This window comes from Streptomyces yamdrokensis (genome assembly GCF_053890455.1).
On sequence record NZ_CM132679.1, the window covers coordinates 4,138,346 to 4,162,562 of the forward strand.

21 protein-coding genes and 2 pseudogenes are annotated in these 24,217 nt (G+C 72.8%); 16 read left to right on the forward strand and 7 right to left on the reverse strand.

Annotated elements, in window-relative coordinates; translation table 11 throughout:
• Nucleotides 1-26: 26 nt before the first annotated feature.
• Nucleotides 27-779: an SLATT domain-containing protein gene (locus tag ACWZEH_RS18385; RefSeq protein ID WP_456192272.1), complete on the reverse strand. Its 753-nt coding sequence runs from the start codon at nt 777-779 to the stop codon at nt 27-29.
• A gap of 345 nt (nt 780-1,124) precedes the next feature.
• Between ACWZEH_RS18385 and ACWZEH_RS18390 the strand changes: the two genes are divergently transcribed.
• From ACWZEH_RS18390 to ACWZEH_RS18435, 10 genes and pseudogenes are all read left to right on the forward strand, one after another.
• A complete protein-coding gene (locus ACWZEH_RS18390) occupies nt 1,125-1,466 on the forward strand; it encodes a YbaB/EbfC family nucleoid-associated protein (RefSeq protein WP_456192273.1) in 342 nt (113 codons plus the stop codon).
• A gap of 59 nt (nt 1,467-1,525) precedes the next feature.
• Entirely contained in the window at nt 1,526-2,125 is a 600-nt protein-coding gene (gene recR, locus ACWZEH_RS18395; RefSeq protein WP_456192274.1) for a recombination mediator RecR, read from the forward strand.
• On the forward strand, nt 2,118-2,777 hold the full coding sequence (locus ACWZEH_RS18400) for a DUF5063 domain-containing protein (RefSeq protein ID WP_456192275.1): 660 nt from the start codon (nt 2,118-2,120) through the stop codon (nt 2,775-2,777). The genes recR and ACWZEH_RS18400 overlap by 8 nt, the downstream gene beginning before the upstream one ends.
• A 3-nt stretch (nt 2,778-2,780) precedes the next feature.
• A pseudogene (locus ACWZEH_RS18405) lies at nt 2,781-2,995 on the forward strand (signal peptidase I); the annotation flags it as partial.
• A gap of 877 nt (nt 2,996-3,872) precedes the next feature.
• The gene (locus ACWZEH_RS18410; RefSeq protein ID WP_456192276.1) at nt 3,873-4,673 is read left to right on the forward strand and encodes a hypothetical protein; all 801 of its coding nucleotides are present in this window, start codon (nt 3,873-3,875) and stop codon (nt 4,671-4,673) included.
• Nucleotides 4,670-5,059 (forward strand): hypothetical protein, encoded by a 390-nt coding sequence (locus ACWZEH_RS18415; protein WP_456192277.1) that lies wholly within the window; start codon nt 4,670-4,672, stop codon nt 5,057-5,059. The genes ACWZEH_RS18410 and ACWZEH_RS18415 overlap by 4 nt, the downstream gene beginning before the upstream one ends.
• 253 nt (nt 5,060-5,312) lie before the next feature.
• Nucleotides 5,313-6,590 carry an aspartate kinase gene (locus ACWZEH_RS18420; protein WP_257850657.1) on the forward strand — a complete coding sequence of 426 codons (1,278 nt, stop codon included), beginning with the start codon at nt 5,313-5,315 and terminating at the stop codon, nt 6,588-6,590.
• The gene (locus ACWZEH_RS18425) at nt 6,590-7,651 is read left to right on the forward strand and encodes an aspartate-semialdehyde dehydrogenase (protein ID WP_456192278.1); all 1,062 of its coding nucleotides are present in this window, start codon (nt 6,590-6,592) and stop codon (nt 7,649-7,651) included. The genes ACWZEH_RS18420 and ACWZEH_RS18425 overlap by 1 nt, the downstream gene beginning before the upstream one ends.
• Before the next feature lie 411 nt (nt 7,652-8,062).
• Nucleotides 8,063-8,737 carry a SigE family RNA polymerase sigma factor gene (locus tag ACWZEH_RS18430; protein ID WP_384012879.1) on the forward strand — a complete coding sequence of 225 codons (675 nt, stop codon included), beginning with the start codon at nt 8,063-8,065 and terminating at the stop codon, nt 8,735-8,737.
• The gene (locus ACWZEH_RS18435; protein ID WP_456192279.1) at nt 8,734-10,290 is read left to right on the forward strand and encodes a hypothetical protein; all 1,557 of its coding nucleotides are present in this window, start codon (nt 8,734-8,736) and stop codon (nt 10,288-10,290) included. The genes ACWZEH_RS18430 and ACWZEH_RS18435 overlap by 4 nt, the downstream gene beginning before the upstream one ends.
• A 47-nt stretch (nt 10,291-10,337) precedes the next feature.
• Here the strand turns inward: ACWZEH_RS18435 and ACWZEH_RS18440 are convergent, their stop codons facing one another.
• Nucleotides 10,338-11,150: an SURF1 family protein gene (locus tag ACWZEH_RS18440; protein ID WP_456192280.1), complete on the reverse strand. Its 813-nt coding sequence runs from the start codon at nt 11,148-11,150 to the stop codon at nt 10,338-10,340.
• A gap of 156 nt (nt 11,151-11,306) precedes the next feature.
• On the opposite strand from ACWZEH_RS18440, the gene ACWZEH_RS18445 reads away from it, so the two are divergent.
• Nucleotides 11,307-13,211: a S9 family peptidase gene (locus ACWZEH_RS18445; protein ID WP_456192281.1), complete on the forward strand. Its 1,905-nt coding sequence runs from the start codon at nt 11,307-11,309 to the stop codon at nt 13,209-13,211.
• Nucleotides 13,212-13,265: 54 nt separating this feature from the next.
• Here the strand turns inward: ACWZEH_RS18445 and ACWZEH_RS18450 are convergent, their stop codons facing one another.
• Entirely contained in the window at nt 13,266-15,254 is a 1,989-nt protein-coding gene (locus ACWZEH_RS18450; RefSeq protein WP_456199672.1) for a potassium channel family protein, read from the reverse strand.
• Between the two features lie 227 nt (nt 15,255-15,481).
• On the opposite strand from ACWZEH_RS18450, the gene ACWZEH_RS18455 reads away from it, so the two are divergent.
• Entirely contained in the window at nt 15,482-16,516 is a 1,035-nt protein-coding gene (locus tag ACWZEH_RS18455; protein ID WP_456192282.1) for a permease, read from the forward strand.
• Between the two features lie 29 nt (nt 16,517-16,545).
• A complete protein-coding gene (locus tag ACWZEH_RS18460; RefSeq protein ID WP_456199673.1) occupies nt 16,546-17,286 on the forward strand; it encodes a TIGR03943 family putative permease subunit in 741 nt (246 codons plus the stop codon).
• A gap of 260 nt (nt 17,287-17,546) precedes the next feature.
• Here the strand turns inward: ACWZEH_RS18460 and ACWZEH_RS18465 are convergent.
• A pseudogene (locus ACWZEH_RS18465) lies at nt 17,547-17,685 on the reverse strand (twin-arginine translocase TatA/TatE family subunit); the annotation flags it as partial.
• A gap of 141 nt (nt 17,686-17,826) precedes the next feature.
• Between ACWZEH_RS18465 and ACWZEH_RS18470 the strand changes: the two are divergent.
• Together ACWZEH_RS18470 and ACWZEH_RS18475 are read left to right on the forward strand one after the other, a co-directional pair.
• On the forward strand, nt 17,827-18,216 hold the full coding sequence (locus ACWZEH_RS18470; protein WP_456192283.1) for a BlaI/MecI/CopY family transcriptional regulator: 390 nt from the start codon (nt 17,827-17,829) through the stop codon (nt 18,214-18,216).
• A 6-nt stretch (nt 18,217-18,222) separates the two neighbouring features.
• On the forward strand, nt 18,223-19,158 hold the full coding sequence (locus tag ACWZEH_RS18475) for a M56 family metallopeptidase (RefSeq protein ID WP_456192284.1): 936 nt from the start codon (nt 18,223-18,225) through the stop codon (nt 19,156-19,158).
• Between the two features lie 225 nt (nt 19,159-19,383).
• Here ACWZEH_RS18475 and ACWZEH_RS18480 read toward each other — a convergent pair whose 3' ends face one another.
• Complete coding sequence (locus ACWZEH_RS18480; RefSeq protein ID WP_456192285.1) at nt 19,384-20,241, reverse strand: sporulation protein; 858 nt, start codon at nt 20,239-20,241, stop codon at nt 19,384-19,386.
• 195 nt (nt 20,242-20,436) lie between these two features.
• A complete protein-coding gene (locus tag ACWZEH_RS18485) occupies nt 20,437-20,739 on the reverse strand; it encodes a zinc-ribbon domain-containing protein (protein ID WP_456192286.1) in 303 nt (100 codons plus the stop codon).
• Between the two features lie 198 nt (nt 20,740-20,937).
• On the opposite strand from ACWZEH_RS18485, the gene ACWZEH_RS18490 reads away from it, so the two are divergent.
• On the forward strand, nt 20,938-22,578 hold the full coding sequence (locus tag ACWZEH_RS18490; protein ID WP_456192287.1) for a PH domain-containing protein: 1,641 nt from the start codon (nt 20,938-20,940) through the stop codon (nt 22,576-22,578).
• 3 nt (nt 22,579-22,581) lie between these two features.
• Here the strand turns inward: ACWZEH_RS18490 and ACWZEH_RS18495 are convergent, their stop codons facing one another.
• A complete protein-coding gene (locus tag ACWZEH_RS18495; RefSeq protein ID WP_456192288.1) occupies nt 22,582-24,213 on the reverse strand; it encodes a hypothetical protein in 1,632 nt (543 codons plus the stop codon).
• Nucleotides 24,214-24,217 lie beyond the last annotated feature (4 nt).

Sequence of the window (24,217 nt, forward strand, 5' to 3'; positions counted from 1 at the left end):
AAGCGCTCACGTCACCCGGGCCCATGTCACCTCGGCTCCGGCGGCCGCTGGCGGGGCATGTTCGGGCGGGTGGTCCCGGGCGCGGTCGCGAAGCGGCCGTGGGGCTGTCCGGGCGATTCGGGGCGGCCCGTGCCCGCCGGCGCCCCCTGGACGGCGGGCGGCGCGCTCGTGCCCGTACGGAAGTCCATCATCCAGTCCGCCGTCTCGGCCCGCACCAGTTCGTCCACGTCCTCCGAGAACCGCCGCAGCACCGACAGGCACCGCTCGGCCGCCTCGCTCGCGGTGCCCTCGGCCGGACCCAGCACCTCGCGGACGCACTCCGAGGCCCAGTCGTACTGGAACGCCTGGAGCCGCCGCTGCACGGCCTGCGCGGTCGCCACGTCCCGCATCCAGCCGGACGTCACCCCGAAGAACCGGTCCGCGGCCACACAGACCGCCGCCAGCAGCAGCGCCGTGTACCCCCAGGGGGCGGCTCCGGCGGTCGCTCCGGTCAGGTCCAGCAGCGGCAGCGCCGCCCCGGTGGCCGCCCCCGCCACGGCCCCCGTACGCAGCGCCCGCGCGCACCGCCGCTTCCAGACCCGGACCGCGAGATACCACGCGGCGGTCTCCAGCGCCCCGCGCTCCACCCACCGGTACAGCTCGTCCAGCCGGGGGGCGGGTTCGCCCCAGTCCCCGAGCGGGAACACCCGCCCGGCCAGATCGCCCGGCCGCAGCCCGGCCGCCCCCTTGCCGAGCCCGTCCTGCGGACGGTCCTCGGGCTGCATCTCCGGCTGAACCACCCGGTACTCCCTACTGACCTCGGAACCTGACCCCGAACCCGACGCCGCCCTGACCCCTACTGGACTTCCACGGACCTCTGCGGGTCCCTGCGTGACGCCCGGCCCGGCGCCGGACGCGGCCATCGGCGCGGACGTGGGCACGTACGTGCCGCCCCTTCCTACCGCCCAACGGGTGGCCGCGTCGGGGGTTCGGGCGCCGCTTCCGCCCGGAAGGGGGCTGTGATCAGGTATAGGGCACGAGAGTGACTCACTCGAAAGAGTGCTGGGGCGACGGCCGCCCGGACCACGTAGGCTCGTGCCGAACGGGAAAATCCCGTACGGACGGACCGACCAAGGAGCTGAATCGTGATCCCCGGTGGTGGCCAGCCCAACATGCAGCAGCTGCTCCAGCAGGCCCAGAAGATGCAGCAGGACCTGGCCCAGGCGCAGGAGGAACTCGCGCACATGGAGGTCGACGGCCGGGCGGGCGGCGGTCTGGTGACGGCCACCGTCACCGGCTCCGGCGAGCTCCGCGCCCTGAAGATCGACCCGAAGGCGGTGGACCCCGAGGACACCGAGACCCTCGCGGACCTCGTCGTCGCGGCCGTCCAGGCGGCCAACGAGAACGCGCAGACCCTCCAGCAGCAGAAGCTCGGCCCGCTGGCCCAGGGCCTGGGCGGCGGCGGCATCCCCGGCCTGCCCTTCTAAGACGGCCCGCGGGCCTCTACGGTACGTACTGAAGGAACCCCAGGAAGGACGGCAGTCCGTTGTACGAAGGCGTGGTGCAGGACCTCATCGACGAACTCGGGCGGCTGCCCGGCGTCGGTCCGAAGAGCGCCCAGCGGATCGCCTTCCACGTCCTGCAGGCGGAGCCGACGGACGTACGGCGGCTCGCCCACGCCCTGATGGAGGTCAAGGCGAAGGTCCGCTTCTGCGCGGTCTGCGGCAACGTGGCGCAGGAGGAGCTGTGCAACATCTGCCGTGACGCCCGCCGCGACATCGCCGTCATCTGTGTCGTGGAGGAACCCAAGGACGTCGTCGCCATCGAGCGCACGCGCGAGTTCCGGGGCCGCTACCACGTCCTGGGTGGCGCGATCAGTCCGATCGACGGGGTGGGCCCCGACGACCTGCGCATCCGGGAACTGCTGGCCCGGCTGGCCGACGGCGCGGTCACCGAGCTGATCCTCGCCACGGACCCGAACCTGGAGGGCGAGGCCACGGCCACGTACCTCGCCCGCATGATCAAGCCCATGGGCCTGAAGGTCACCCGCCTGGCCAGCGGCCTCCCGGTGGGCGGAGACCTGGAATACGCGGACGAGGTCACCCTCGGCCGCGCCTTCGAGGGGAGACGACTCCTAGATGTCTGATGCCACGCTGCACGCGACCGACCGGGATCCGGGCGACTTCTCGGTCCAGATCGCGGATCAGATCGAGAGCTTCCTGGTCGCCGTCACGGAGGTCGCCAAGGGCGACGAGCCGGACTCGGCGGTCCCCTTCCTCCTGCTGGAGGTCTCCCAGCTCCTGCTGGCCGGCGGCCGGCTGGGCGCGCACGAGGACATCCTCCCCGACGAGCGCTACGAGCCCGATCCGGGCCCGGAGGCCGACGTGGACACACTCCGTGAGAACCTCGCCCGTCTCCTGGAGCCGGTCGACGTCTACTCCGAGGTCTTCGACCCCTACGAGCCCCGTAAGGCGCCCGTCCCGGCCCGGATCTCCGACGACCTCACCGACGTCATCTCCGACCTCCGCCACGGCATGGTCCACTACCGCGCCGGCCGCACCACGGAGGCGATGTGGTGGTGGCAGTTCTCCTACTTCTCCAACTGGGGCTCCACCGCGTCCGCGGCCCTGCGGGCACTCCAGTCGGTGGTGGCCCACGTCCGCCTCAACCAGCCCCTGGCCGCCCTGGACGGCCTCGACACCGACCAGGACATGGGTGACGACGCCCTGGAGATCGAGGCGGGCAGGGTCATGGCCGAGGAGATCGGCGTCCCGCTGGGCCTGCGCCCGGTCACGTGACGGGTGTACGTCGGCAACGCGGGCAAGGACGCGGCGCCGGACCGGGGCTGGGTCCTCGGGCACTTCAAGGACGCCGGTGATCCGCACCGCAGCGGGGCAGTGGAGATCAAACGGGGTGCCCACCCCCGTGGCGGACAGCGATCGCAGTGGGTGAAGGGCGAGGAATGCACAGCTCTCTCCCGGTCCTCGTCAGCGGCCGTTCCAGCGTCCGCCGACCCTCCGTGCCCGGCTGCGCGGTGACAGCGGACGGGGGCAGCCGATGAGCCGGTACAGCACCTGACAGAGGGGAAGCGCGGGCTCCGCGAGAGCCGGCCCGAGGTGACCGGCGCCGAGGGGGAGTCCCGCAAGCAGGCCGCACGTACGGCGACCGAGGCCTACGGGGCCGGATCCCCGAGCGGCGGGTGCGCCCCGGCCGGGGTGCGGAGCAGCGGGAGCGGCGCCCCGGGGGCCACGTGGGGTGCGGTCGGTGGCGGCGTGCTGGAGGAGCGGAGCGGCCGCGTGGTGCCGACCGGCGCCGGGACGCCGATGCAGGTGGACCGTACGGTCGCCCCGCCTGCCGAGCCGCTGCGCCCCGGGCGGCCAGTCGTACCGCTGCCCGGCCCCCGGTGGAAGCAGGAAGTACACCCACCGCGCCCGCGCCGCCCCGGCCACGATCGGCCCGGCGTCCTCCTCGGTCGCCCCGCCCTCCACGTCCGCGACTCCACGTCCGGGACTCCACGGTGACCCCCGCGGGCCCCGGGCTCCGCTTCTCCGCCTCCGCCCGGCCGGCGTTCATCGCCGCAGTTCAGCCCGGAGCTTGAGCCCCGGGACCCGGGCTCTTCCCCTGGTTCTTCTGGTTTTCTCCGGTGTGGTTGAAATACCCAACCAACCAAGTCCGCAGCTGAGTTGAGGTGCCGCACTCGAATGAGTGACGTTCCGTGACCGGCTTGCGGCGGAACGTGAGGGCGCTCTAGGTTCGCGGCGAACGAGCAAACAGATCGGCCCCGGTCGGCGCTAGCAACACCGAACGGGGCCTGACCTACGGATCGAAGAACTCGGAGTTCGACCGTGGCTTACGCCCACCCTAGTCCCGCCCTGCCTTCCGCGTCCCACCCCATGGCCGAAACGGGGTACGGAAAACGTCCTGCCGGTGACGAAGACCCGTACGCGGACACGGCCTTCGCACATCTGCTCGCGCGCGACGCCGAGGTCGCCGTCTTCATCGACCACCTCGACACCGGCCACTCCATGGCCCACAAGGTCATCGCGGCGGAGCACCCGCGCTACGGACAGCAGGCGGTGCGCACGTCGCTGACCCGCATCACCGAGGCCGGCCACCTGCGCTGGATCAAGGAACACGTCACCGTCGAGGACAACACCATGCGGTGGGTCACGCGTACGTACTGGTCGCGCACCCGCAGGTCGCCGAAGTGGTGGGCGCGGTTCGCGCGGGAGCGCCACGGCAAGGACGTGACCCTGAACCACCAGCCCGGTCTCGCCCGGATCGAGGACGAGCTCGAGACGGCCGGCGCGCCGGCTGCCCGCGAGCCCGGGGTCGAACTCGCGCCCGGGGTCGAACCCGCGCCCGCGCACCTCCGCGCGCCCGTGGCGCCGACGAAGACACTGGATTACGTTCGTAATATGGCAGAGAAGGCGAAGTTCAGCGTGAGTATCGATGCCGCGCTCGGAACGGCGCTGCGGGAATGCGCCGCAGCCGAGGACGAGCAGATCTCGGCAGTGATCAGCCGGGCACTGGAGCAGTACCTCAGCAACCGTCGGCTCCTCCGTGAGGGCCAGCGTGCGATGGAGGAGTACTTCGACGAGTACGGGTGGCCGACACCCGAGGAGACGGCCGAGGCGGATGCGCGACTCGACGCCCTCTTCGGAGAGACGCCGCAGGAGCGTCGAAGCGCATGAGCCACATCATCTACGATGCCGGCGCGCTGATCGCCGCGGTGAAGAACGACCGCGCGTTCCTCCACCAGCACTACCGGGCGCTCGGCAGGGGAAAGACCCCCGTCGTCCCGGCGGGCGTCCTGGCGCGGGGCTGGGACTCGCGTCCCAAGGCGGCGGGCCTGCACCGCGTACTGCACGGGTGCGAGGTGCTGCCGCTGACCGCTGCTTTGGCCAAGGCGGCCGCCGTGCTCTGTCAGAAGAACAAGACGTCCGACGTCATCGACGCGAGCGTCGTCCTCGCCTCCATCGCCTACGACGAGGCACCGATCCTCACCGACGACCTGGGGGGCATCAGGGCGCTGGCCGCCTGCGCCGGCCGGGAGGGCATTCGCGTCGAGCGACCGTGAGCCGTTGCCGTTGCCGTTGCCGTTGCCGTGAACCGTGAGCCGTGAGGGCGTGAACGGGGGAGTATGTGACGCGGGGCACTTTTCCGAGTGGTCCGCGTCGCCCTGGGCATGAGCCCTCCTGCGCGGGTGCCCGGAAGTCTCACGATGCGATATCGCGGAGGCGATTTCCGGGTGCTCGATAGAATGAGCCGACCACACTGTGCACACATGTGCACAAAACGTGGGACAACGACGGAATGAGCGAGGAGCGCACGTGGGCCTTGTCGTGCAGAAGTACGGAGGCTCCTCCGTAGCCGATGCCGAGGGCATCAAGCGCGTCGCCAAGAGGGTCGTGGAAGCCAAGCAGAACGGCCACCAGGTGGTCGTCGTGGTTTCCGCGATGGGCGACACGACGGACGAGCTGATCGATCTCGCCGAGCAGGTATCCCCGATGCCTGCCGGGCGCGAGCTCGACATGCTGCTGACCGCGGGAGAGCGGATCTCCATGGCACTGCTGGCCATGGCGATCAAAAACCTGGGCCACAACGCCCAGAGCTTCACCGGCAGCCAGGCGGGTGTCATCACCGACTCGGTCCACAACAAAGCCCGCATCATCGACGTCACGCCCGGCCGGATCCAGGCCTCGGTGGACGACGGCAACATCGCCATCGTGGCCGGTTTCCAGGGCGTCAGCCAGCAGGGCAAGAACATCACCACGCTCGGCCGCGGCGGCTCCGACACCACCGCGGTGGCCCTGGCGGCCGCCCTGGGCGCCGAGGTGTGCGAGATCTACACCGACGTCGACGGCGTGTTCACCGCCGACCCGCGCGTGGTGAAGAAGGCCCGGAAGATCGACTGGATCTCGACCGAGGACATGCTCGAACTGGCGGCCTCCGGGTCCAAGGTGCTCCTCCACCGCTGTGTGGAGTACGCCCGCCGGTACAACATCCCGATCCATGTCCGCTCGTCCTTCAGCGGACTGCGGGGCACGTGGGTCAGCAGTGAGCCGATTCAGCGAGGGGACAAGAAGGTGGAGCAGGCGCTCATCTCCGGTGTCGCGCACGACACCTCCGAGGCCAAGATCACGGTCGTCGGTGTGCCGGACAAGCCGGGCGAGGCGGCCTCGATCTTCCGCACGATCGCCGACGCCGAGATCAACATCGACATGGTCGTGCAGAACGTGTCCGCGGCCTCCACCGGCCTCACGGACATCTCGTTCACGCTGCCGAAGACCGACGGCCGCAAGGCCATCGACGCCCTGGAGAAGAACAAGGGCGCCATCGGCTTCGAGTCCCTGCGCTACGACGACCAGATCGGCAAGATCTCCCTGGTCGGTGCCGGCATGAAGACCCACCCCGGAGTCACCGCGGACTTCTTCACGGCGCTGTCCGACGCGGGCGTGAACATCGAGCTGATCTCGACCTCCGAGATCCGCATCTCGGTCGTCACCCGCAAGGACGAAGTGGACGAGGCCGTCCGCGCCGTGCACACCGCCTTCGGGCTGGACTCCGACAGCGACGAGGCCGTCGTCTACGGGGGTACCGGCCGCTGATGACGCGGTCCGGGCGACCGGCGCTCGCGGTCGTGGGAGCGACCGGAGCAGTCGGCACGGTGCTGCTCCAGATCCTGTCCCAGCGGGCGGACATCTGGGGTGAGATCAGACTGATTGCCTCCCCGCGCTCGGCCGGCCGCAAGCTGGCCGTGCGCGGCGAGGAGACCGAGGTCGTGGCGCTCACGGAGGAGGCCTTCGACGGGATCGACGTCGCGCTGTTCGACGTCCCCGACGAGGTCGCCGCGCGGTGGGCGCCCGTCGCCGTCGCGCGGGGCGCGGTGGTGGTCGACAACTCCGGCGCCTTCCGCATGGACCCCGAGGTGCCCCTCGTCGTCCCCGAGGTCAACCCGCACACCGTGCGGATGCGCCCGCGCGGGATCGTCGCCAACCCGAACTGCACCACCCTGTCGATGATCGTCGCCGTGGGCGCGCTGCACGCCGAGTTCGGGCTGCGCGAGCTGGTCGTCTCCTCGTACCAGGCGGTCAGCGGCGCCGGGCAGGCCGGTGTGCGGACCCTGCGCGACCAGCTCTCCCTGGTCGCGGGCACGGAGCTGGGGACGGGCCCCGGTGACGTACGCCGGGCCGTGGGGGACGGCACCGGGCCGTTCGCGGATCCGGTCGCGCTGAACGTCGTGCCGTGGGCCGGGTCGCTGCGCGAGGACGGCTGGTCCTCCGAGGAGATGAAGGTCCGCGACGAGTCCCGCAAGATCCTCGGCCTGTCCCGCCTCCCGGTCGCCGTGACCTGTGTCCGCGTGCCGGTGATCACCACGCACTCGCTCACCGTGCACGCCCGGTTCGAGCACGAGATCACCGTCGACGCGGCCCGCGAGATCCTCGCCACCGCGCCCGGCGTCGTGCTGTACGACAATCCCGCCGCGGGTGAGTTCCCCACGCCCGCCGACGTCGTCGGCACCGACCCGACCTGGGTGGGTCGGGTCCGCCGGGCCCTGGACGACCCGACGGCGCTCGAGCTCTTCGTCTGCGGCGACAACCTCCGCAAGGGCGCCGCCCTGAACACCGCGCAGATCGCCGAGCTGGTGGCGGTGCCGGGCCGGTCCTGAACGCCCGCACCGTAAATAATGCTTGGCCACGGCATTTGCTTTGTAGGATCCGTGCAAGTGATGTGAACCGGTCATGGTGCCCTGATCTCTTGATCCTGACCGGCAGGCAGTCAAGGATTTACCTTTCGCCCCACGCAACCGCGTGCCGGGCGGAAAGCGTCTTTGCGGGCACTCCTTTTCCGGGCGCGCGGGGGGACGAGGCGGTCTTTTCCGGACGTGGGGACGTCCGGAACCGGGCGTGGGGACGTCCGTTCATATGATGCATAGGGGAAGAGCGGGACGCATGAGGGCATTCGGTGTGCTGTCGGTGGTGCTGCCCGGCGTGGACGGGGGACGGCGGATTCCAAACGCCGCGACAAACGTGACGTCCGGCGCGTACAACCCTCATGGGGGGACGTGTGTCCAACTGGCGTGGCTGAGGTACTCGACTTCGCAACGCCGCGCGGCCCGGCTCTACGCCCGCCCCGCCAGGCACTCCGACCCCGTAGGGCCGGTGCGTCCGGTGGCATGCCGGTGATCGCGCCGATGCCCGCAGCGCGGCCCGCCCGCATACCCAGTCAGCGTGACGGCGGTGCCGACGACGTAGTGGCGGCCGGCACGACCGTCGACCATCTCACCGAGACCTACCGCGCGCACTACCGCTCGCTGCTGGGCCTCGCCGCGCTCCTCCTCGACGACACCGCCTCCTGCGAGGACGTCGTCCAGGAGGCGTTCATCCGCGTCCATTCCGCCCGCAAACGCGTCCGGGACCCGGAGAAGACCCTGGCGTATCTGCGTCAGACGGTCGTCAACCTCTCCCGTTCCGCGCTGCGCCGCCGCATCCTCGGCCTGAAGCTGCTCTCCAAGCCCATGCCCGACATGGCGAGTGCGGAGGAGGGAGCGTACGACCTGCTGGAACGCGACTCCCTCATCAAGGCGATGAAGGGGCTCCAGCGCCGTCAGCGCGAGGTGCTGGTGCTGCGCTACTTCGCCGACATGACCGAGGCTCAGGTCGCGGCGACGCTCGGCATCTCGCTGGGCTCGGTGAAGGCGTACGGCTCGCGCGGGATCGCGGCGCTGCGGGTGGCCATGGAGACGCCGGTATGAGCGGCGGGAAGGACGCCCGCGGCGAGGACGTGCGGGGTGAGGAGCGCGAGCCGCAGGGGCGTGGGGCGGAGGAAGGTACGCCCGAGCGCGCCCCCGGGGACGGGCAGCGCGAGCCCGAGGGCGACGAGAGGGAACCCGAGGAACGGGAACCCGAGGAACGGGAACCCGAGGAACGGGAACCCGAGGAACGGGAACCTCGGGAAGGGCGGACCGGGGGCAGGGAGACCGACGTGCGTACGGCCGGGGAGCGCGAGCCCGAGGAGGGTGCGTCCGAGGCACCTGCGGCTGGGGCGCCCGCGGCCGAGGACACCTCCCGGCCCGACGGTGCGTCCGGTTCCGGCGGTGCGTTTGGCTCCCGGGGCGCGTCCCCGGCCGGGGGCGTGAGCGGAGCCGACGGCCCGGGTTCGTCCGGCGGGGACGGTCCGCGCGTGCTGCGTGGGCCGGTGTCGCCGCCCGGGCGGCAGTCGAAGCAATCGCACACGGGGAACGGAACTGTGAACGACGCCAACGCCGGCCCGGACGAGCAGGGCCTCGACCGGCTCGGCCCGGACGAGCTGGAGCTGCGCAGCCTGCTGCACAGCTCGGTGCGCGTGGTGGAGCCGAGCGAGGGCTCGCTGGACTACCTGCGGCGCGCGGTCCCGGCCCGCCGGGCGCGCAAGCGGCAGATCCTCGTCGGCGCGGCGGCCGCCGCCCTCTTCGTCGGCACGGCGGTACCGGCTCTCGTGCACATCTCCAGCTCCACCGGCCCCGACGCCAACCCGTCCGCCGTGGGCCATGCCTCGCAGACACAGGGCGGTACCGGCGAGGGCGAGGGCCCCGGCGGGGGCGAGACCACCGCGGGTGGCACCTCGGACCGGGTCGAGGGTGACCGGAAGGACGACGAGAAGGACGAGGAGAAGGACACCGGCCCCCGGGCGAGTACGGGCGTGACGGAGGGGGCCGGCCCCTCGGCGAGCACCGCCGCGGGGTCACCCGCCTGCACGGACGCGCAGCTCGGCCCGGCCGTCGCGAGCAGCGACGCCCCCGACTCCACCGGCGCGGTCTACGGCTCCTTCCGGGTGGCCAACGTGTCCACCGCCGGCTGTACGGTCGTCGGTCCGGGAAGCCTGAGCGTGACGCCGCTGGGCGCGGCCGACGCCGCCAAGGTGGGCCCGGCCCGGCACACGGCCGGGGACGCGGCGGCGGGCCTGCCGGACCCGTCCCTGGAGGCCGGGCGGCTGGTGCTCGAGCCGGGTGGGGCGTACGACGTGAAGTTCGCCTGGGTGCCCTCCGAACCCTGCCCCACCAACGGCGGGGGCGGCGACAACGGCGGCAGCGGCGGCCCCTCGCCCGACCCCAGCCCGTCCGGGAACCCGACGGCCGGCGCCAGCACGTCCACGGGCGGCGACACGGGTACCGAGACCCAGCTCCTCACGGAGGACGGCACGACCGAGGGCAGCGTGACCGTGACGTACACCCCGGCGGGCGGAGCGGGCACGGGGAGCGCCACGGTGGCCAACGCCTGCGCGGGAACCGTCTACTGGACGGGACTGCTCCCGACCACGGCGGGCTGACGGCGACGGCGGGCCGACGGCGACGGCGGGCCGACGAGGCCGGCCCGTCACACCCCTGACGGGCTCGGCTGGTCCTGCTTCTGGTCCTGCGCGGGCTGCTCGTCCGGGACCAGGCCCAGTTCCGTGTCCCGGACCAGTTCCGCCTCGCGGCGCACCAGACGGAACCACATGAAGATCACGAAGCCCACGAAGGCGAACCACTCGGCGGTGTAACCGAGGTTCTGGAAGGCCTTGAGGTCCAGCCCGGTACCGCCGGGCGCGACCGCGGGCACCGCGCGCATCCCCGAGTCGCCCTCGTTGAGGGTGATCCACGCGTCGTACACGTCGTGGGGCACCAGGTTCACCAGGGACGCGGAGCTGATCGCGCCGGTCTGTCCCTCGGGAAGTCCGCCGAGGGCGCCCACGCCGTTGCTGCCGGGTGTCTCGGACGCCTGGAGCGCCCCGGTGACGGTGACCTCGCCGTCCGGCGGCGCGGGCGTGCCGGCCGGGTCCGGGTCGCCGGGCAGCCAGCCCCGCACGACGGGCAGCACCTTGCCGGTGTCGGTGTGCAGCAGCGTCAGGACGTAGTGGCCGGGCTCGCCGTCGAGGTCGCGGTCGGGCACGAGGAGCTGTTCCTCGTAGCGGCCGCTCGCGGTGGCCTGCTTGCCGGAGGTCACCTTGGTCACCGGCAGCAGCGTGTCCAGCCGCCGGGCCTCCTCCTGCCGGCTGGAGGCGACCTGTTCCTCGGCGCCGCGGTGGTTCTCGACGCGGTCCTCGAACCGGCCCAGCTGCCATGACCCCATGAAAATGCAGAAGGGGACGGCGAGCAGCACGAAGACGTTGATCCCCCACCATCGGGGCGTCAGCAGAAACCGGTACACACCCCCACCGTACGGTGCCGCGCCCGGGAACCGGCCCGCGGGGGCCGCCTCACAGGCCCGTGGTCGCGCCGGTTGTCCACAGGCTGGGGATCCCGGTTGTCCACAGGTCGGGGGCCTCGGCGGCGCGAACCCCGCCGGGGCGGGCAGTATGGGGCCATGACTGAGAGCAACGGGTCCGGCGCACCGGCGCGGCGGACGGACCGGACCGAGCAAGTACATCAGGGCGAGCGGATGCCCGACTGGGAGAAGCGCTTCCGGGCGCCGCGGGTGTCCCTGCCCGACTGGGCGGAGGACGCCCCCGACCGTTCCCTGTTCGTGTCGAACGCGACGGGGACGTACGAGCTGTATGCCTGGGACCGGTCGACCGGCGGGCAGCGCCAGGTGACGGACCGGCCCAACGGCACCACGGACGGCGTGCTCTCGCCGGACGGCGAGTGGATCTGGTGGTTCGACGACAAGGACGGCGACGAGTTCGGCGTCTGGCGCCGCCAGCCGTTCGCGGGCGGTCCGGACGAGCTCGCCGCTCCGGGGCTGGACGCCTCCTACCCGGCCGGTCTCGCTCTCGGCCGGGACGGGAGCACGGCCGTCGTGGGCCGTTCCACGGACGAGGACGGTACGACGATCCACCTGGTGCGGGCGGGTGACGCGGCCGCGGCGCCGGTGGAGATCTACCGGCACCGTGAGTCGGCGGGCGTCGGGGACCTCTCGCACGACGGTTCGCTGATCGCCGTCGAGCACACCGAGCACGGCGACGCGATGCACTCCGCGCTGCGTGTGCTGCGCCCCGACGGCACCACGGTCGCCGAACTGGACGACACCAGGGGTGGTACCGAGGAGCTGGGTCTGGAGGTGCTGGGCTTCGCCCCCGTCGACGGTGACACGCGTCTGCTCATCGGTCATCAGCGGCGCGGCCGCTGGGAGCCCCTGGTGTGGGACGTGGCCACGGGGGAGGAGACGGACCTCTCCCTGGAGCTGCCGGGCGACGTGAGTGCCGAGTGGTTCCCGGACGGTACGGGTCTGCTCGTCGCGCACAGCTTCGAGGCCCGCAGCGAGCTGTTCCGCTACGACCTGGCGGGCCCGGAGCTGGTGGAGATCGACACCCCGCCCGGCACCGTCTCGGGCGCGACGGCCCGGCCGGACGGCAGCGTGGAGTACCTGTGGTCGTCGTCGGCCCAGCCGTCGGCGGTCCGCTCCACCAGCGGCGGGACCGTCCTGGACCCGCCGGGGATGCGCTCGCCCGGATCGGTGCCGGTCCAGGACGTCTGGGTGGAGGGCCCCGGCGGCCGGATCCACGCCCTGGTCCAGAAGCCCGGGGGCACGACCGGCCCGCTGCCCACCGTCTTCGACATCCACGGCGGTCCCACCTGGCACGACAGCGACTCCTTCGCCGCCGGCCCCGCCGCCTGGGTCGACCACGGGTACGCGGTGGTCCGCGTCAACTACCGGGGCTCCACGGGTTACGGCCGTGCCTGGACCGACGCGCTGAAGCACCGGGTCGGACTGATCGAGCTGGAGGACATCGCCGCGGTCCGCGAGTGGGCGATCGGCTCGGGCCTCGCGGACCCGGACCGCCTGATCCTCACCGGCGGATCCTGGGGCGGCTACCTCACCCTGCTCGGCCTGGGCGTCCAGCCCGACGCGTGGACGCTGGGCATCGCGGTGGTCCCGGTCGCCGACTACGTCACGGCGTACCACGACGAGATGGAGGCGCTGAAGGCGATGGACCGCACGCTGCTCGGCGGCACGCCCGAGGAGGTGCCCGAGCGGTTCGAGGCGTCCTCCCCGATCACCTACGTCGACCGGGTGAAGGCGCCGGTCTACATCTCGGCCGGGGTGAACGACCCGCGCTGCCCGATCCGGCAGATCGAGAACTACGTCCACCGCCTCCAGTCCCGCGAGGCCCCCCACGAGGTCTACCGCTACGACGCGGGACACGGCTCCCTGGTGGTCGACGAGCGGATCAAGCAGGTCCGCATGGAACTGGACTTCGCGGAAAGGCACTTGGGGACGGGGACGGGGACGGGGACGGGGACGGCGAAGGGGGAGGGGAAGCAGGGCTGAGGGATTCCGGCGCCGGTGTGTCCCGGTGCTCCGGCCGCCCGGAGCACCGGCGGGTCACCTTCCCGACCGTTCCCTCCCCCTGCGCCCGAGCAGTTCCGCCAGCCCCCGCCGGGTGGCGCCCAGCACCACCCGGTCCTCGTTCCGCAGGACGTACGTGTCGGGCAGGTCCCACACCAGTCCCGACGGCCCCGACGGCCCCGACGGCTCACCGGCCGCCGGGGTGCCGCCGGTCGCGTTCCCGGTCCCGGCTCCGGGGCCCGCCGCGTTCCCGGGGCCATGGCCGGCGCCGTTCCCGCCCGCGCCCGGCGCCGACCGGGTCGCCGCCGTGTCCAGGGCCAGCACCCGCCACGCCCCGGCCCGGAACGCCTCGCCGACCGTCTTCCCCTCCAGCTGCGGATGCCCGCCCACGGTCAGCGCGGCGAACAGCAGCACCCGCCGCTCGACCGGGATGGCCCCCAGGATCTGCCGGCCCATCATCGCCCCGGCGAAGGCGGGTGCGGCCAGGTGGGAGACGCTGCGGCTGCGGGTCACCGCGTCGGGGTGCGCGGCCCGCAGCGTGCGGTACACGGCCGTCGCGAACTCGTCGTCGTACAGCCGCAGGACGACCCGCAGGTCGGCGCGCACGGCCCGCGCGTACAGCACGGCCTCCAGGTTGGTGGTGCCGACGCTGGTGAGCGCGAGGAACGCGTCGGCCCGGTGGATCTTCGCGGCCTCCAGCACGCCCTCCTGCGTGACGTCCCCGAGCACCACCGGCACGCCCAGCCGCCGTGCCGTGGCCATCCCCCGCGCCTCCGGGTCGGCCTCGACGCACACGACGGGGATGTGCAGTTCGCGCAGCCGGGTCAGCACCCGCGTACCGATCTTGCCGAGGCCGAGCAGCACCACGTGCCGGCTCAGCCCGCGCGGCGGCTTCCGCAGCGCCGACACGATGCGGAAGGTGCCCAGCGCCTCCAGGACGGCCGCCAGCATCACCGGCAGCAGCAGCAACCCGACCAGTCCGGTGAGCAGCTGCAGTACCTGCCGGCCCATGGACTGGTTGTGCGCGGGCTCGTTGATCGCGAAGAGGTCGAGCAGGGTGACGTAGGTGGCGTGCAGCGGGTGGTCGCCCGTGACCAGGGCCAGCACGACCGCCAGGACCACCACGGCCGCCGCGAGCCCCGCCAGCGACCACCGCAGCCGCTGCGAGAACAGCGAGGCGAACGGCGGCACCCCGGCCCGTACGGCGGGCAGCGGCGGCCCGGAGTACGAGACCTGCTCCAGCACCATCGTGCCGCGGCCGGTCGCCGCCGCGACGGCCGCCGCGTCGGGCAGCATCTGCGGCCCCTGGTCGCCGCTGTCCTCCGAACCGTCCGAGCCGGCCGGGTCGTTGCTCGTCGCGGACAGCAACGCCAGCGTGCACAGGCCGGGGTCGGCGACCTCGCCGGGCCGCGGGGGCCGGCGTTCCACCGCGCGCAGCATCAGCCCGTCGGTGTCGACGATCTTGCTGGTGCCGACGAGCGCGGTGGCGACCAGGGCGGGAGCGGCCGTGTCGGCGTCGGACAGCACGGTGGTGGAGGCGTCGCCCCTGGGGTGCCCACGCCCCTGCGTGTCGACGCCGGACAACTCCGCGGCCTGGTCGAGCAGGTCCTCGATGTGCCGGCCCAGACGCCGGTTGTACAGGCGCAGGACGAGGCGGATCCTGGGATTGATCCTGCGGGCGTTGAGGGCGGCGCGGATGTTGGTCTCGTCGTCGTCGTAGACCAGGGCCAGCGCGGCGGCCTGTGCGACGCCCACTTCGGCGAGTACCGCGTCGGTGGGTTCGGCGGCCTCGACCAGCCGTTCGTCAAACGGGCCGTCCGAACCGCCGCCCGTGCCCGTGCGGTTGACGGTGGCGTTCACGAACCGGTCGAGCAGCGCGGCGGACGCGGCGCGGGCCCGCCCCACCACCGGTTCCCGTACCCGGAGTCCGGAGGGTGGTACGACGAGGGTGACCTGTTCGCCGTAGACGCCCCGGAGCTCGGCGGCGAGCCGGTGCGCGAGCCCGTCGTCACCGCACACCAGCATGTGCGCGGGGGGAACGCCCGGCGGGGTCTGATTCGGGAGGATCACCACGAGAGGAAAGACTGCCGTATACACGCAGGCGGTTCCAGGGGCGCACGACGACCGGTGCCGAACCGTGCCGGACGATGCTGAACGGGCCCGCCCCCCGCTCCGTATCCATGGGAGGGGGACGCGCGCCCCGCCCCGCCGACGTCCCCGCTCCCGCGCGCGAGTCCGGAGGTACCCGGCCCGTGGCCATGACCAAGCCGGCTCCCCGCAGGGGGGCCGACGGCGACACGGGGCCCGGTGACGGCGGCGGTGGGACGGCCGAGGAGTCCCGGCACCTCGACTCCCCTCTCCTCCTCGTCCTGTTCCTGCTCTGTGCCGTGATGTTCCAGGACCCGATCCGCCGCGCCCTGGGTGCTCCGGTGATGCAGAGCTGGACGACGGTGTTCGTGGCGGTGATGATCCAGGCGCTGCCCTTCCTGGTGCTCGGCGTCCTGCTGTCCGCGGCGATCGCGGTCTTCGTCCCGCCGTCCTTCTTCGCCCGCGCCCTGCCGAAGCGCCCGGCCCTGGCGGTCCCGGTCGCGGGCGCGGCGGGCGCGGTGCTTCCCGGCTGCGAGTGCGCGTCCGTCCCGGTGGCGGGGGCGCTGGTGCGCAGGGGAGTGGCCCCGGCGGCGGCGCTGGCGTTCCTGCTGTCCGCCCCCGCGATCAACCCGATCGTGCTGACGGCGACGGCGGTCGCCTTCCCGGACGATCCCATGATGGTCCTCGCCCGGTTCGTGGCGAGCCTGCTGGTGGCCTGTCTGATGGGCTGGCTCTGGCAGCGCCACGGCCGCGCGGACTGGCTGCGCCCGCCGTCCCGTTCGTCCTACGAGGGGCAGAGCCGGGGCGCGGCGTTCTGGGGGTCGGTCCGGCACGACGTGATGCACGCCGGCGGCTTCCTGGTGGTCGGCGCGATGGCCGCGGCGACCCTGAAGGCGGTCGTCCCGGCCGCCTGGCTGCAACGGGCGGCCGACCACCCCGTGCTGTCGGTACTGGTCCTGGCCGCGCTGGCCGTCCTGCTGTCGATCTGCTCGGAGGCGGACGCGTTCGTCGCCGCGTCCCTGACCCAGTTCTCGCTGACGGCCCGGCTCACCTTCCTCGTGGTGGGCCCCATGGTCGACCTCAAACTCTTCGCCATGCAGGCCGGCACGTTCGGCCGCGGCTTCGCCCTGCGCTTCGCCCCGGCGACCCTCGTCCTGGCGATCGCGGTCTCGGTCCTGACGGGAGCGGTGCTGCTGTGAACCGGTGGCGTCACCACCCGAACCTGAACCTGAACCGGCAGGCGCAGGCGGCCCTGCTGTTCCTCCTGGGCGCGACCGTGCTGCACGCCGGGCTGACCGACCTCCATCTGCGCTACGTGAAGGCGGGCCTGCGCCCGCTGCTCCTGCTGTGCGGTGCCGTGCTCGTCGTGACGGCGGTGGCGACGGTCCGGTACGAGTGGCGCGGGGCCCGCGGGCCCCGCGTGAGCCGCGACGGCGGCTTTGACGATCATCACCAGGGGCACCACGAGCCCCTTGTCTCCTGGCTCCTCGCCCTTCCCGTCCTCGCCCTGATCCTGGTGGCGCCGCCGGCCCTCGGCTCGTACAGCGCGACCCACACGGGTACGGCCCTGCAGAAGCCGTTCGGCTTCCCGGAACTCCCCGCCGGGGGCACGCTGCGCCTCGGAGTGGGGGAGTACGCGGCCCGCGCGGTCTACGACGACGGCCGTGGCCTGGGCGACCGGCCCATCGAGATCACCGGCTTCGTCGCACTGGACCCGTCCGGCACTCCCCACCTGGTCCGGATGTCCCTCAACTGCTGTGCCGCGGACGGCCAGCCGGTCAAGATCGCCCTGACCGGCGAGGTCCCCCCGGTCCTGCGACCGGACGCCTGGCTGGAGGTCAGCGGCACCTACAGCCCGCGCCGGACGAAGGACCCCGTCAACGAGGGGCCCGTCCCCTACTTCGAGGTCAGGTCCGCGAAACCGGTCCCCACCCCGAGGGACCCGTACGACGAGGTCTGGAACGGCTGAGCGGGCTCGCCGGCCCTACCGCTGCTGCCGGGTGGGGCTGCCGTCGGCGGCCGTGTCCCGGGTGACGGTCTCCCCCCTGACGACGGTCTCGCCCCGGATGACACGAGGGGCATCCGGCTGCTGTGCCTGCTCCCCCTGTGCCTGCTCCCCCTGTGCCTGCTCCCCCTGTGCCTGCTCCCCCTGAGGCTGGTGCGGCTGCGGAGAGGGCTGAGCCGGCTGAGACCGCTGTTCCTGGGACCGCCGCTCGTCCTCCTGCGCCTCCGCCTTGGCCGCGCGGGCCTCGGCCTTGAGGATGCGGGCGGACTTACCGGCCGAGCGGGCCAGGTCGGGCAGCCTTTTCGCCGCGAGCACGGCTATGACGACGATGAGGATGATCGCGAGTTCGCTCAGTCCGAACATGTGGGGGTCCGCCCGTCCTTCTCGTGAGCCGTTGCCGGATGCCGCCCGTAGAATCTACAGCAATGTAGAGAATTTGACGGTGTCCGCTCGTCTATACGATGACCGTCCGGGAACGGGAGGACGACGGAAGGGAGACAGGCCGTGGTCGAACACAGTCGGCGTCACCGGCGGCGGGGGCAGGGCGAGTTGGAGGCGCTGGTGCTCTCGGCGCTGCGCGAGGCGGAGGGCCCGGCGACGGCGGGCCGGGTGCAGGAGCGCCTGGGCGAGGACCTCGCCTATACGACGGTCGTCACGATCCTCACCAGGCTGCTCGCGAAGGGCGCGGTCACCCGTGAACGCGCGGGCCGCTCCTTCGTCTGGACCTCCGCCTCCGACCACGCCGGCCTCGTTGCCCACCGGATGCGCAGGGTGCTGGACGCCGAGAGCGACCGGGAGGCGGTCCTGGCCAGCTTCGTCACCGGACTCGGCCCCGACGACGAACGACTCCTGAGGGAACTGCTGGGTCAGCCCCGGAGCGACGGGGAAGACTGAAGCCTCATGGGGGTGTTCGTCTTCCTGCCGCTCGTCCTGCCGCTGACGGCATGGCCGATCGCCCGGCTCGCCGCACAGCACCTGCACCCGCGGGCCGCGACGCGGATGCTGACCTGGGTCGCGGCGGTGATGGCGGTGTGCAGCACGGTGTGCCTGTGCCTGGTGATGGTGGTCGGCACCGCCACCCTGCCCGGCAACCCGCTGCCCGACGGCTGGTCGGACCCACAGGTGCGGGAGGCGGTTCCGTACGACGAGCTCGTGGGGAAGGTCGCCATCCCGGCCCTGTGCGCGGTGCTGCTGGCCTGCTCCCGAACCCTGTGGCGGCACGTCCGCACCCGCCGCCGCGCCCACCGCGCCCTGGCCGGCCTGCCGGACACGGAGGTGGCGGTCCTGCCCGACGACGCCCCGTACGCGTACGCCCTCCCGGGCACCGGACCGCGCCGCGACCGGGTCGTGGTCACCACCGCCCTCCTGGACCACCTGGCCCCCGCCGAACGCCGCGCCCTGTTCGCGCACGAGCGCGCCCACCTCACCGCACGCCATCACCGGTTCCTGCTGGCCGTACGGCTGGCCGCGCACGCCAACCCGTTCCTGCGCCCCCTGCGGACAGCGGTGTCGTACGCGGCGGAGCGCTGGGCGGACGAGGAGGCGGCCCGTACGGTCGGCGACCGCCGTACCGTCGCCACCGCCATCGGCAGGGCGGCCCTCGTCTCCCGGGCCGGCGGCCCGCCCCTGCTCGCGTTCGCGGCGCCGGGACCGGTCCCCCGCCGGGTGGCGGCGCTGCTCGCCCCGGCTCCGGCCACGGGACCCTGGCCGGAGGTGTTCACCTCGGCGGGCCTGGCGGCCTGGGGAGCGGCCGCCGGTACGGCCGCGTCGGCGATGTCGTCCGCCAACGCGGCGGTGACCCTCTTCTGGATCCTGCGCACGGCGACGCCGCTGTAAGGGGTCCTTGCACTATGCCCGCCCGGGTCGCGCGGCCCGGCACCGCACCTCGCCGCGTTGCTGAAAAGCCCTGGTAGCTCCGCTACCAGGGCTCTGTGGCGCCTTGCGAGGCACGGCACCGGACCACGCGACCTCATCGGGCGCTCATAGTGCAAGGACCCCTAAGGCGGGCACAGCGGGTGCGGTGGGTACAGCGGGCGGTGCGGGTGCGGCGGGGCCGCACCTTCAGCCGATACCCGGCCCGGAGCGCGGTCCCTCGTGTCCGTACGCGCTGTCGCTGCCGTACGCCTCCCGGTGCTCGACCAGTTCACGCACCCAGCCGTCGACCTCGGTGGCCCAGTCGCGGGCGTCGTCGTGGCCGACGGTGAACCGGCTGAGCGCGTCGTGCCCGGTGTCCTCGTCACCGCCCGCGCTCCCGCCGCCCCGCTTGTCGGCCTCCAGGACGACGTCGATGCCGCCCGGGTGGGTGAGGAAGGTCAGCTCGATCTCCTCCACCCGGTCCGCGTACGGCGGGGCCGGGGTGAGCCCGATCTCCTGGTGGAAGGGCAGCCGCTGCCCGGTGCCGCCGATGCGGCCGTGCTCGAGACCGGCGGACCGCAGCCCGTACCCGAGCCGCCGGAACGCGCCGATGATCGCCTCCTGGGCGGGCAGCGGACCGACACCGAGCGGACCGACACCGAGCGGACCGGGGCCGGCGTCCGGTTCCCGCGGCCCGGCCACCGCCAGCTCGGTCCGCACACCGAGGCGGACGCCCAGTTCCCGGCCGTCCAGCTCGGTGACCGGTGTCTCCCACGGCAGCGTCACCCCGAACGGCACGGTGCGCGCCCCGCCCTCGTCCAGCCGGAACCCACCACCGATGGCGAAGCGCTCGAACGGCACGGCGACCCCGCTCCCGCCACTCCCGCCCTCCACCCGGGCCACCAGCTCAAGGGCCACCCGCTCGACGTCGAACGCGGTGTCGCCGCCCACTAGCCGCACCTGCCCGGCGAGCGTCCCGCCGGGCCGGACGGGCCCCGGCTCCAGAACCGTGTCGACCGTGGGCCCGCCCGAACCCGGCGAACCGAGCAGCCGCTTGAACACCATCGAGGCATCCGCTCCTTACCTGCCGCTTGACCTGCCGCGTGCGTACACCTGCCTGTACCTGCGCACAGGGAACAACCGCGTGGAGCATAGAGGGAGTGCCGGGTGACGTCCGTGGCGGCCGGGTGGGGCGACCCGTGCACGGGCAGCGCGACCGAGGGGAGCCGGACGGTGGAGGACGCTGCCCGCCCCGCGGTTCTACTGCTGGTACGGCTGCTGGTGCTGCTGGGGCGGCTGTCCGTACGGCCGGCCGCTGCCGGGACCGCCCGCGTCCTGCGCCTGCAACTGCTCGGCCTGCTCCGAGGACACCTTCGACTCGGCGCCGCAGAAGGTGCACTGCGTCATGTACTTCGTCGAGACCGGGAACAGCGGCACGAAGAACAGCGTGAACTTCGTGACCCGCTTCCTGAGCGTGTGCGCGGAGGGGTTCCCGCACTGGGTGCACACCAGCGTGAGTATCGCGAGCTGGTAGAGATATCCCTTGGTGCCAAAAATGATCATGTGATTGCCCCTTCCAGGCATGGCCGGCCGCTGCCTCTGAGGGTGCCACCACCTGCGCCACGAAAACCACTGTCCACCGGAACCACGATGCGGGGTCTCCGCGGTGAGTGAGGGGGAGCGGTCGGCAGTGTGGCAGGCCGGAAGACTGCCGCACTGTGTACAGGCGGGCGCGGGCGTACGGCGGGCAGGATTTCGGGCATGAGCGATGTGCGGGAAGTGACCTGCCGGTCCCAGTGGTCGGGCGCCCTGTGGTTCCTCGTCGGATTCGGGGCGACGGGGGCGGCGGCGGCCGTGCTGCTCTGGGCCCTCATGGGCCTCGCCGTGTGGCCGGTCGTCGCGGTGCTGTCCGCCGCGGCCGCCGTCGCGGCGATGGACAGGGCCACCGCGTGGGTCCGCGCCGACACCCACGGTGTGCACTCCCACACGCTCCTGCGCCGCCGGAGCGTGCGCTGGAGCGACATCGCCGATCTGCGCGTACGCCTGAAGCACGCGAACACGTCCCGGGCCCAGGACGTCCGCCGCATCGTCGTCGTACTGCGGGACGGGCGGGACGGGACGGGCCAGGGGGGCGGGCGCAGGTGGACTCTGCCCCTGCCGGTGGGGCTCACCTCCCACGACCCGGACTTCAACGAGAAGCTGGAGGTGTTCCGTGCGCTGCACCGCCGGCACGGCACTCCGGAGTCGAGTCACCTCGCCGTCATCTCGTACCGCACCACGGGGCGCGGCTGGATCGGTTCCCTCGTCGTGAGCGTGCTGCTGCTGGCGCTCGCGGGCGTGGCCGCGGCGTTCGTCCCGGCCACCGACGCGGACCTCCGGGCCTGGAAGTCGGCCGCGCCGTGCACCGCCGCGGCCTCTGCCGCGGAGCGGGGGGAGACGTGCGTGACGACGATGCCGGCAGCGATCGAGCGCACCGAGGCGCATCACCCCAAGAAGGGCAGCTGGCTCTACTTCACCGACGCCCGCCCGCTGGAGCGGCTGCAGGTGTCCGAGGAGGCCGCGCGGGCGTTCCGCGCCGGTGACGACGTCGAGCTGACCGTCTGGCGCGGCAGCGTGAAGGAGATCGCCGGTGAGCGTCACGTCTGGCGTGAGCACAACGTGACTCCCGGCAGTGTCGCGGTCGCCGCGGCCGCCGCGGCCCTCGTCGCGGGCTACCCCGCCGCCCGGGTGCTGGTGCGGATGCGGCGCCGCCGACGCCCCGACGGCGAGGTGCTGCCGTCGGTCCTCCCCTTCGTGGCGGTCCTCTTCGGTACGGCCCTGTGGCTGCTTCCGCTCTGCTCCCTGCACCCCACCACGCTGTTCACGTCACAGCTGACGACCGTCTGGCCGGTCGCGGGCACGCTGGTGTCGCTGGCCCTGTTCGCCTGGGCGTGGCGCGTCACCCGCTTCCGCGGGCCCGGGGAGAGCGGGCCACAGGAGAGCGGGTCCGGCAGGGAGACGCTGTCCGCCGGCCGGGACGACGAGGAGGAGGTGTTCCTCCGGGCCCGCTTCCTGGAGGTCACCGACTACAACCCCCGCCGCTTCGGCACCCACGTCGTCCTGGGCGGCGACGGCCGGCCCTCCGTCACCCCGCACCCCGGCCCGGGCCGCTTCGCGGCGCGGCCGATCCCGGTGGAACGCCTCACCCTCGGGAAGGTCCGCCTGGTCCGGGGCAGCGACGGCGACGGCGTCCCCGGTGCCTGGCACATCGCCGAACTCGACGACGCCGGCACCCCGGTCCGCCTGGCGGCGGCGCCGGCGGACCTGAGCCGGATCCTCCGGCACCTCGCACCGGGGCGGGCGCCGGCATCGTCGTCGGGGCCGTCGGCGGAGGCCGCCGCAGCCGGGCGGTTCACACCGTGAGCCTCACACCGTGAACTTCACGGCCTCCAGCCAGACGTCGTTGTCGAGGGTGCCGCCGAAGGTGTAGTCGGGGCGTGCCTTGCCGCACGCCCGCTGACCCCAGTCGCTCTGACGCAGACGGACGGTGTGGCAGACCTCGCCGCTGCCGACGTTGATGGCGAAGCCCAGCATGTTCGGGGCGTTCTTCTTCGCGCTGCCGATGTAGAAGTTCTTGCCGTCGCCGGTGATGGCCGTCCAGCTCGGCTGCCACTGGCCCCGGCCGTCGACCGGCTTCGACACCTGCCGGAACGCGTTGGCGGCCGAGCCGTCGACGCCGTGCACCGCGATGTTCAGGGCCTTGATCGGCTTGTTCTGGCCCGACGTCCCCGCGATGGTGCCGTCGCACACCGGCTTCTGCCAGCCCCGGTCGGCGACGTACGCGCGGTAGCAGATGTGCCGTCCGGACGGGTCGCTCTCGGCGAGCCGTTTCACGGCACTGGCGGCGGTGTCCTGCGGGGGCTTCGCCGTGACGGTGGTGGTGTCCTTCGGAGGCGTCGCGGTCACGGTGACGGTGACGCCGCCACCGTTCTTCGCCTCCGGGGTGTACGTCGGCTTCGGCCCGTTCTTTTTCTTGTCCTCGTCCTTGTCCTTGTCCTTGTCCTTCGGCTTGGCCGACGGTGAGGCGGACGTCGAACTGGGCGGGGGCGGGATCGGCCGCGGGGGCGTCTTGAGGGTCGGTGACGCCTCGGCCGAAGGCGAGCTGCTCGCACGGGCGGCGGCCTGTTCCTGGTTCCCGTCGCCGTCCGATCCGCCGCTGCCCAGGATCACCAGCGGTATGACGACCAGCGCGGCCACACCGAGCGCCACCGGCCCGACGACCAGGGGCCTGCTGAGCAGCCCGGGGCCCTCGAACTCGTCGTCCGACTGCCGGGAGGCGGTCCTGCGGGCAGGCTTCGGCGGCGGTACGGGGCGGGCGGCCGACTCCGAACGGGATTCCGAACGGGATTCCGACCCTGAGCCCGAACCCCAGCCCAGGCCCATGCCCATACCCATGCCCGGACCCGAACCCGAACCCGGCCCGGCCCCGGGCTCCGGTCCCGATTCCGCCTTTGGGCCACCGGCCGGAGGCGGCGGTCCTTCGGGCTCGGGAAGCGCGTACGACGCCTCGTCGAAGTCGGCGGCGTCGAAGTCGTCGTAGGCGTCGTCGGCATCGACGCCCGGGGCGGCCGCGGTACCGGTGGCACCGACGGGCCCGTCGTCGGCGGCGTCGTCGGGGGCATCCCCCTTCACGAGGAACGGTGCTGGTGCTGGTGCTGGTGGCGGTGCCGGGGCCGACGCCTCCGGCTCCTGTTCCAGCAGCGAGCTCGAGCCGTCGGGGGAGACCTCGACGAACGCCACGTACCCCGCGGCGGGGTCGGAGATCGCCGCCGTGACGGTGATGTCCTGGTCGCGTGCGTGTCCGTGCAGGGTGTCGAGGATCGCGGCGTCGACCGCCTCCCCCTCCGCCACCGGCACGGGCTCACCGTTGATGGCGGCGGAGCCGTCACCGGAGATGACCACCGTGAAGTGCGGGGACGGCTCGGGCGGCCTGCCGGACACGGTGTGTTCGCCTCCGGCGACCGGCTCGTCCGCCTCTTCCCCTTCGCCCCGGCTCATAAGC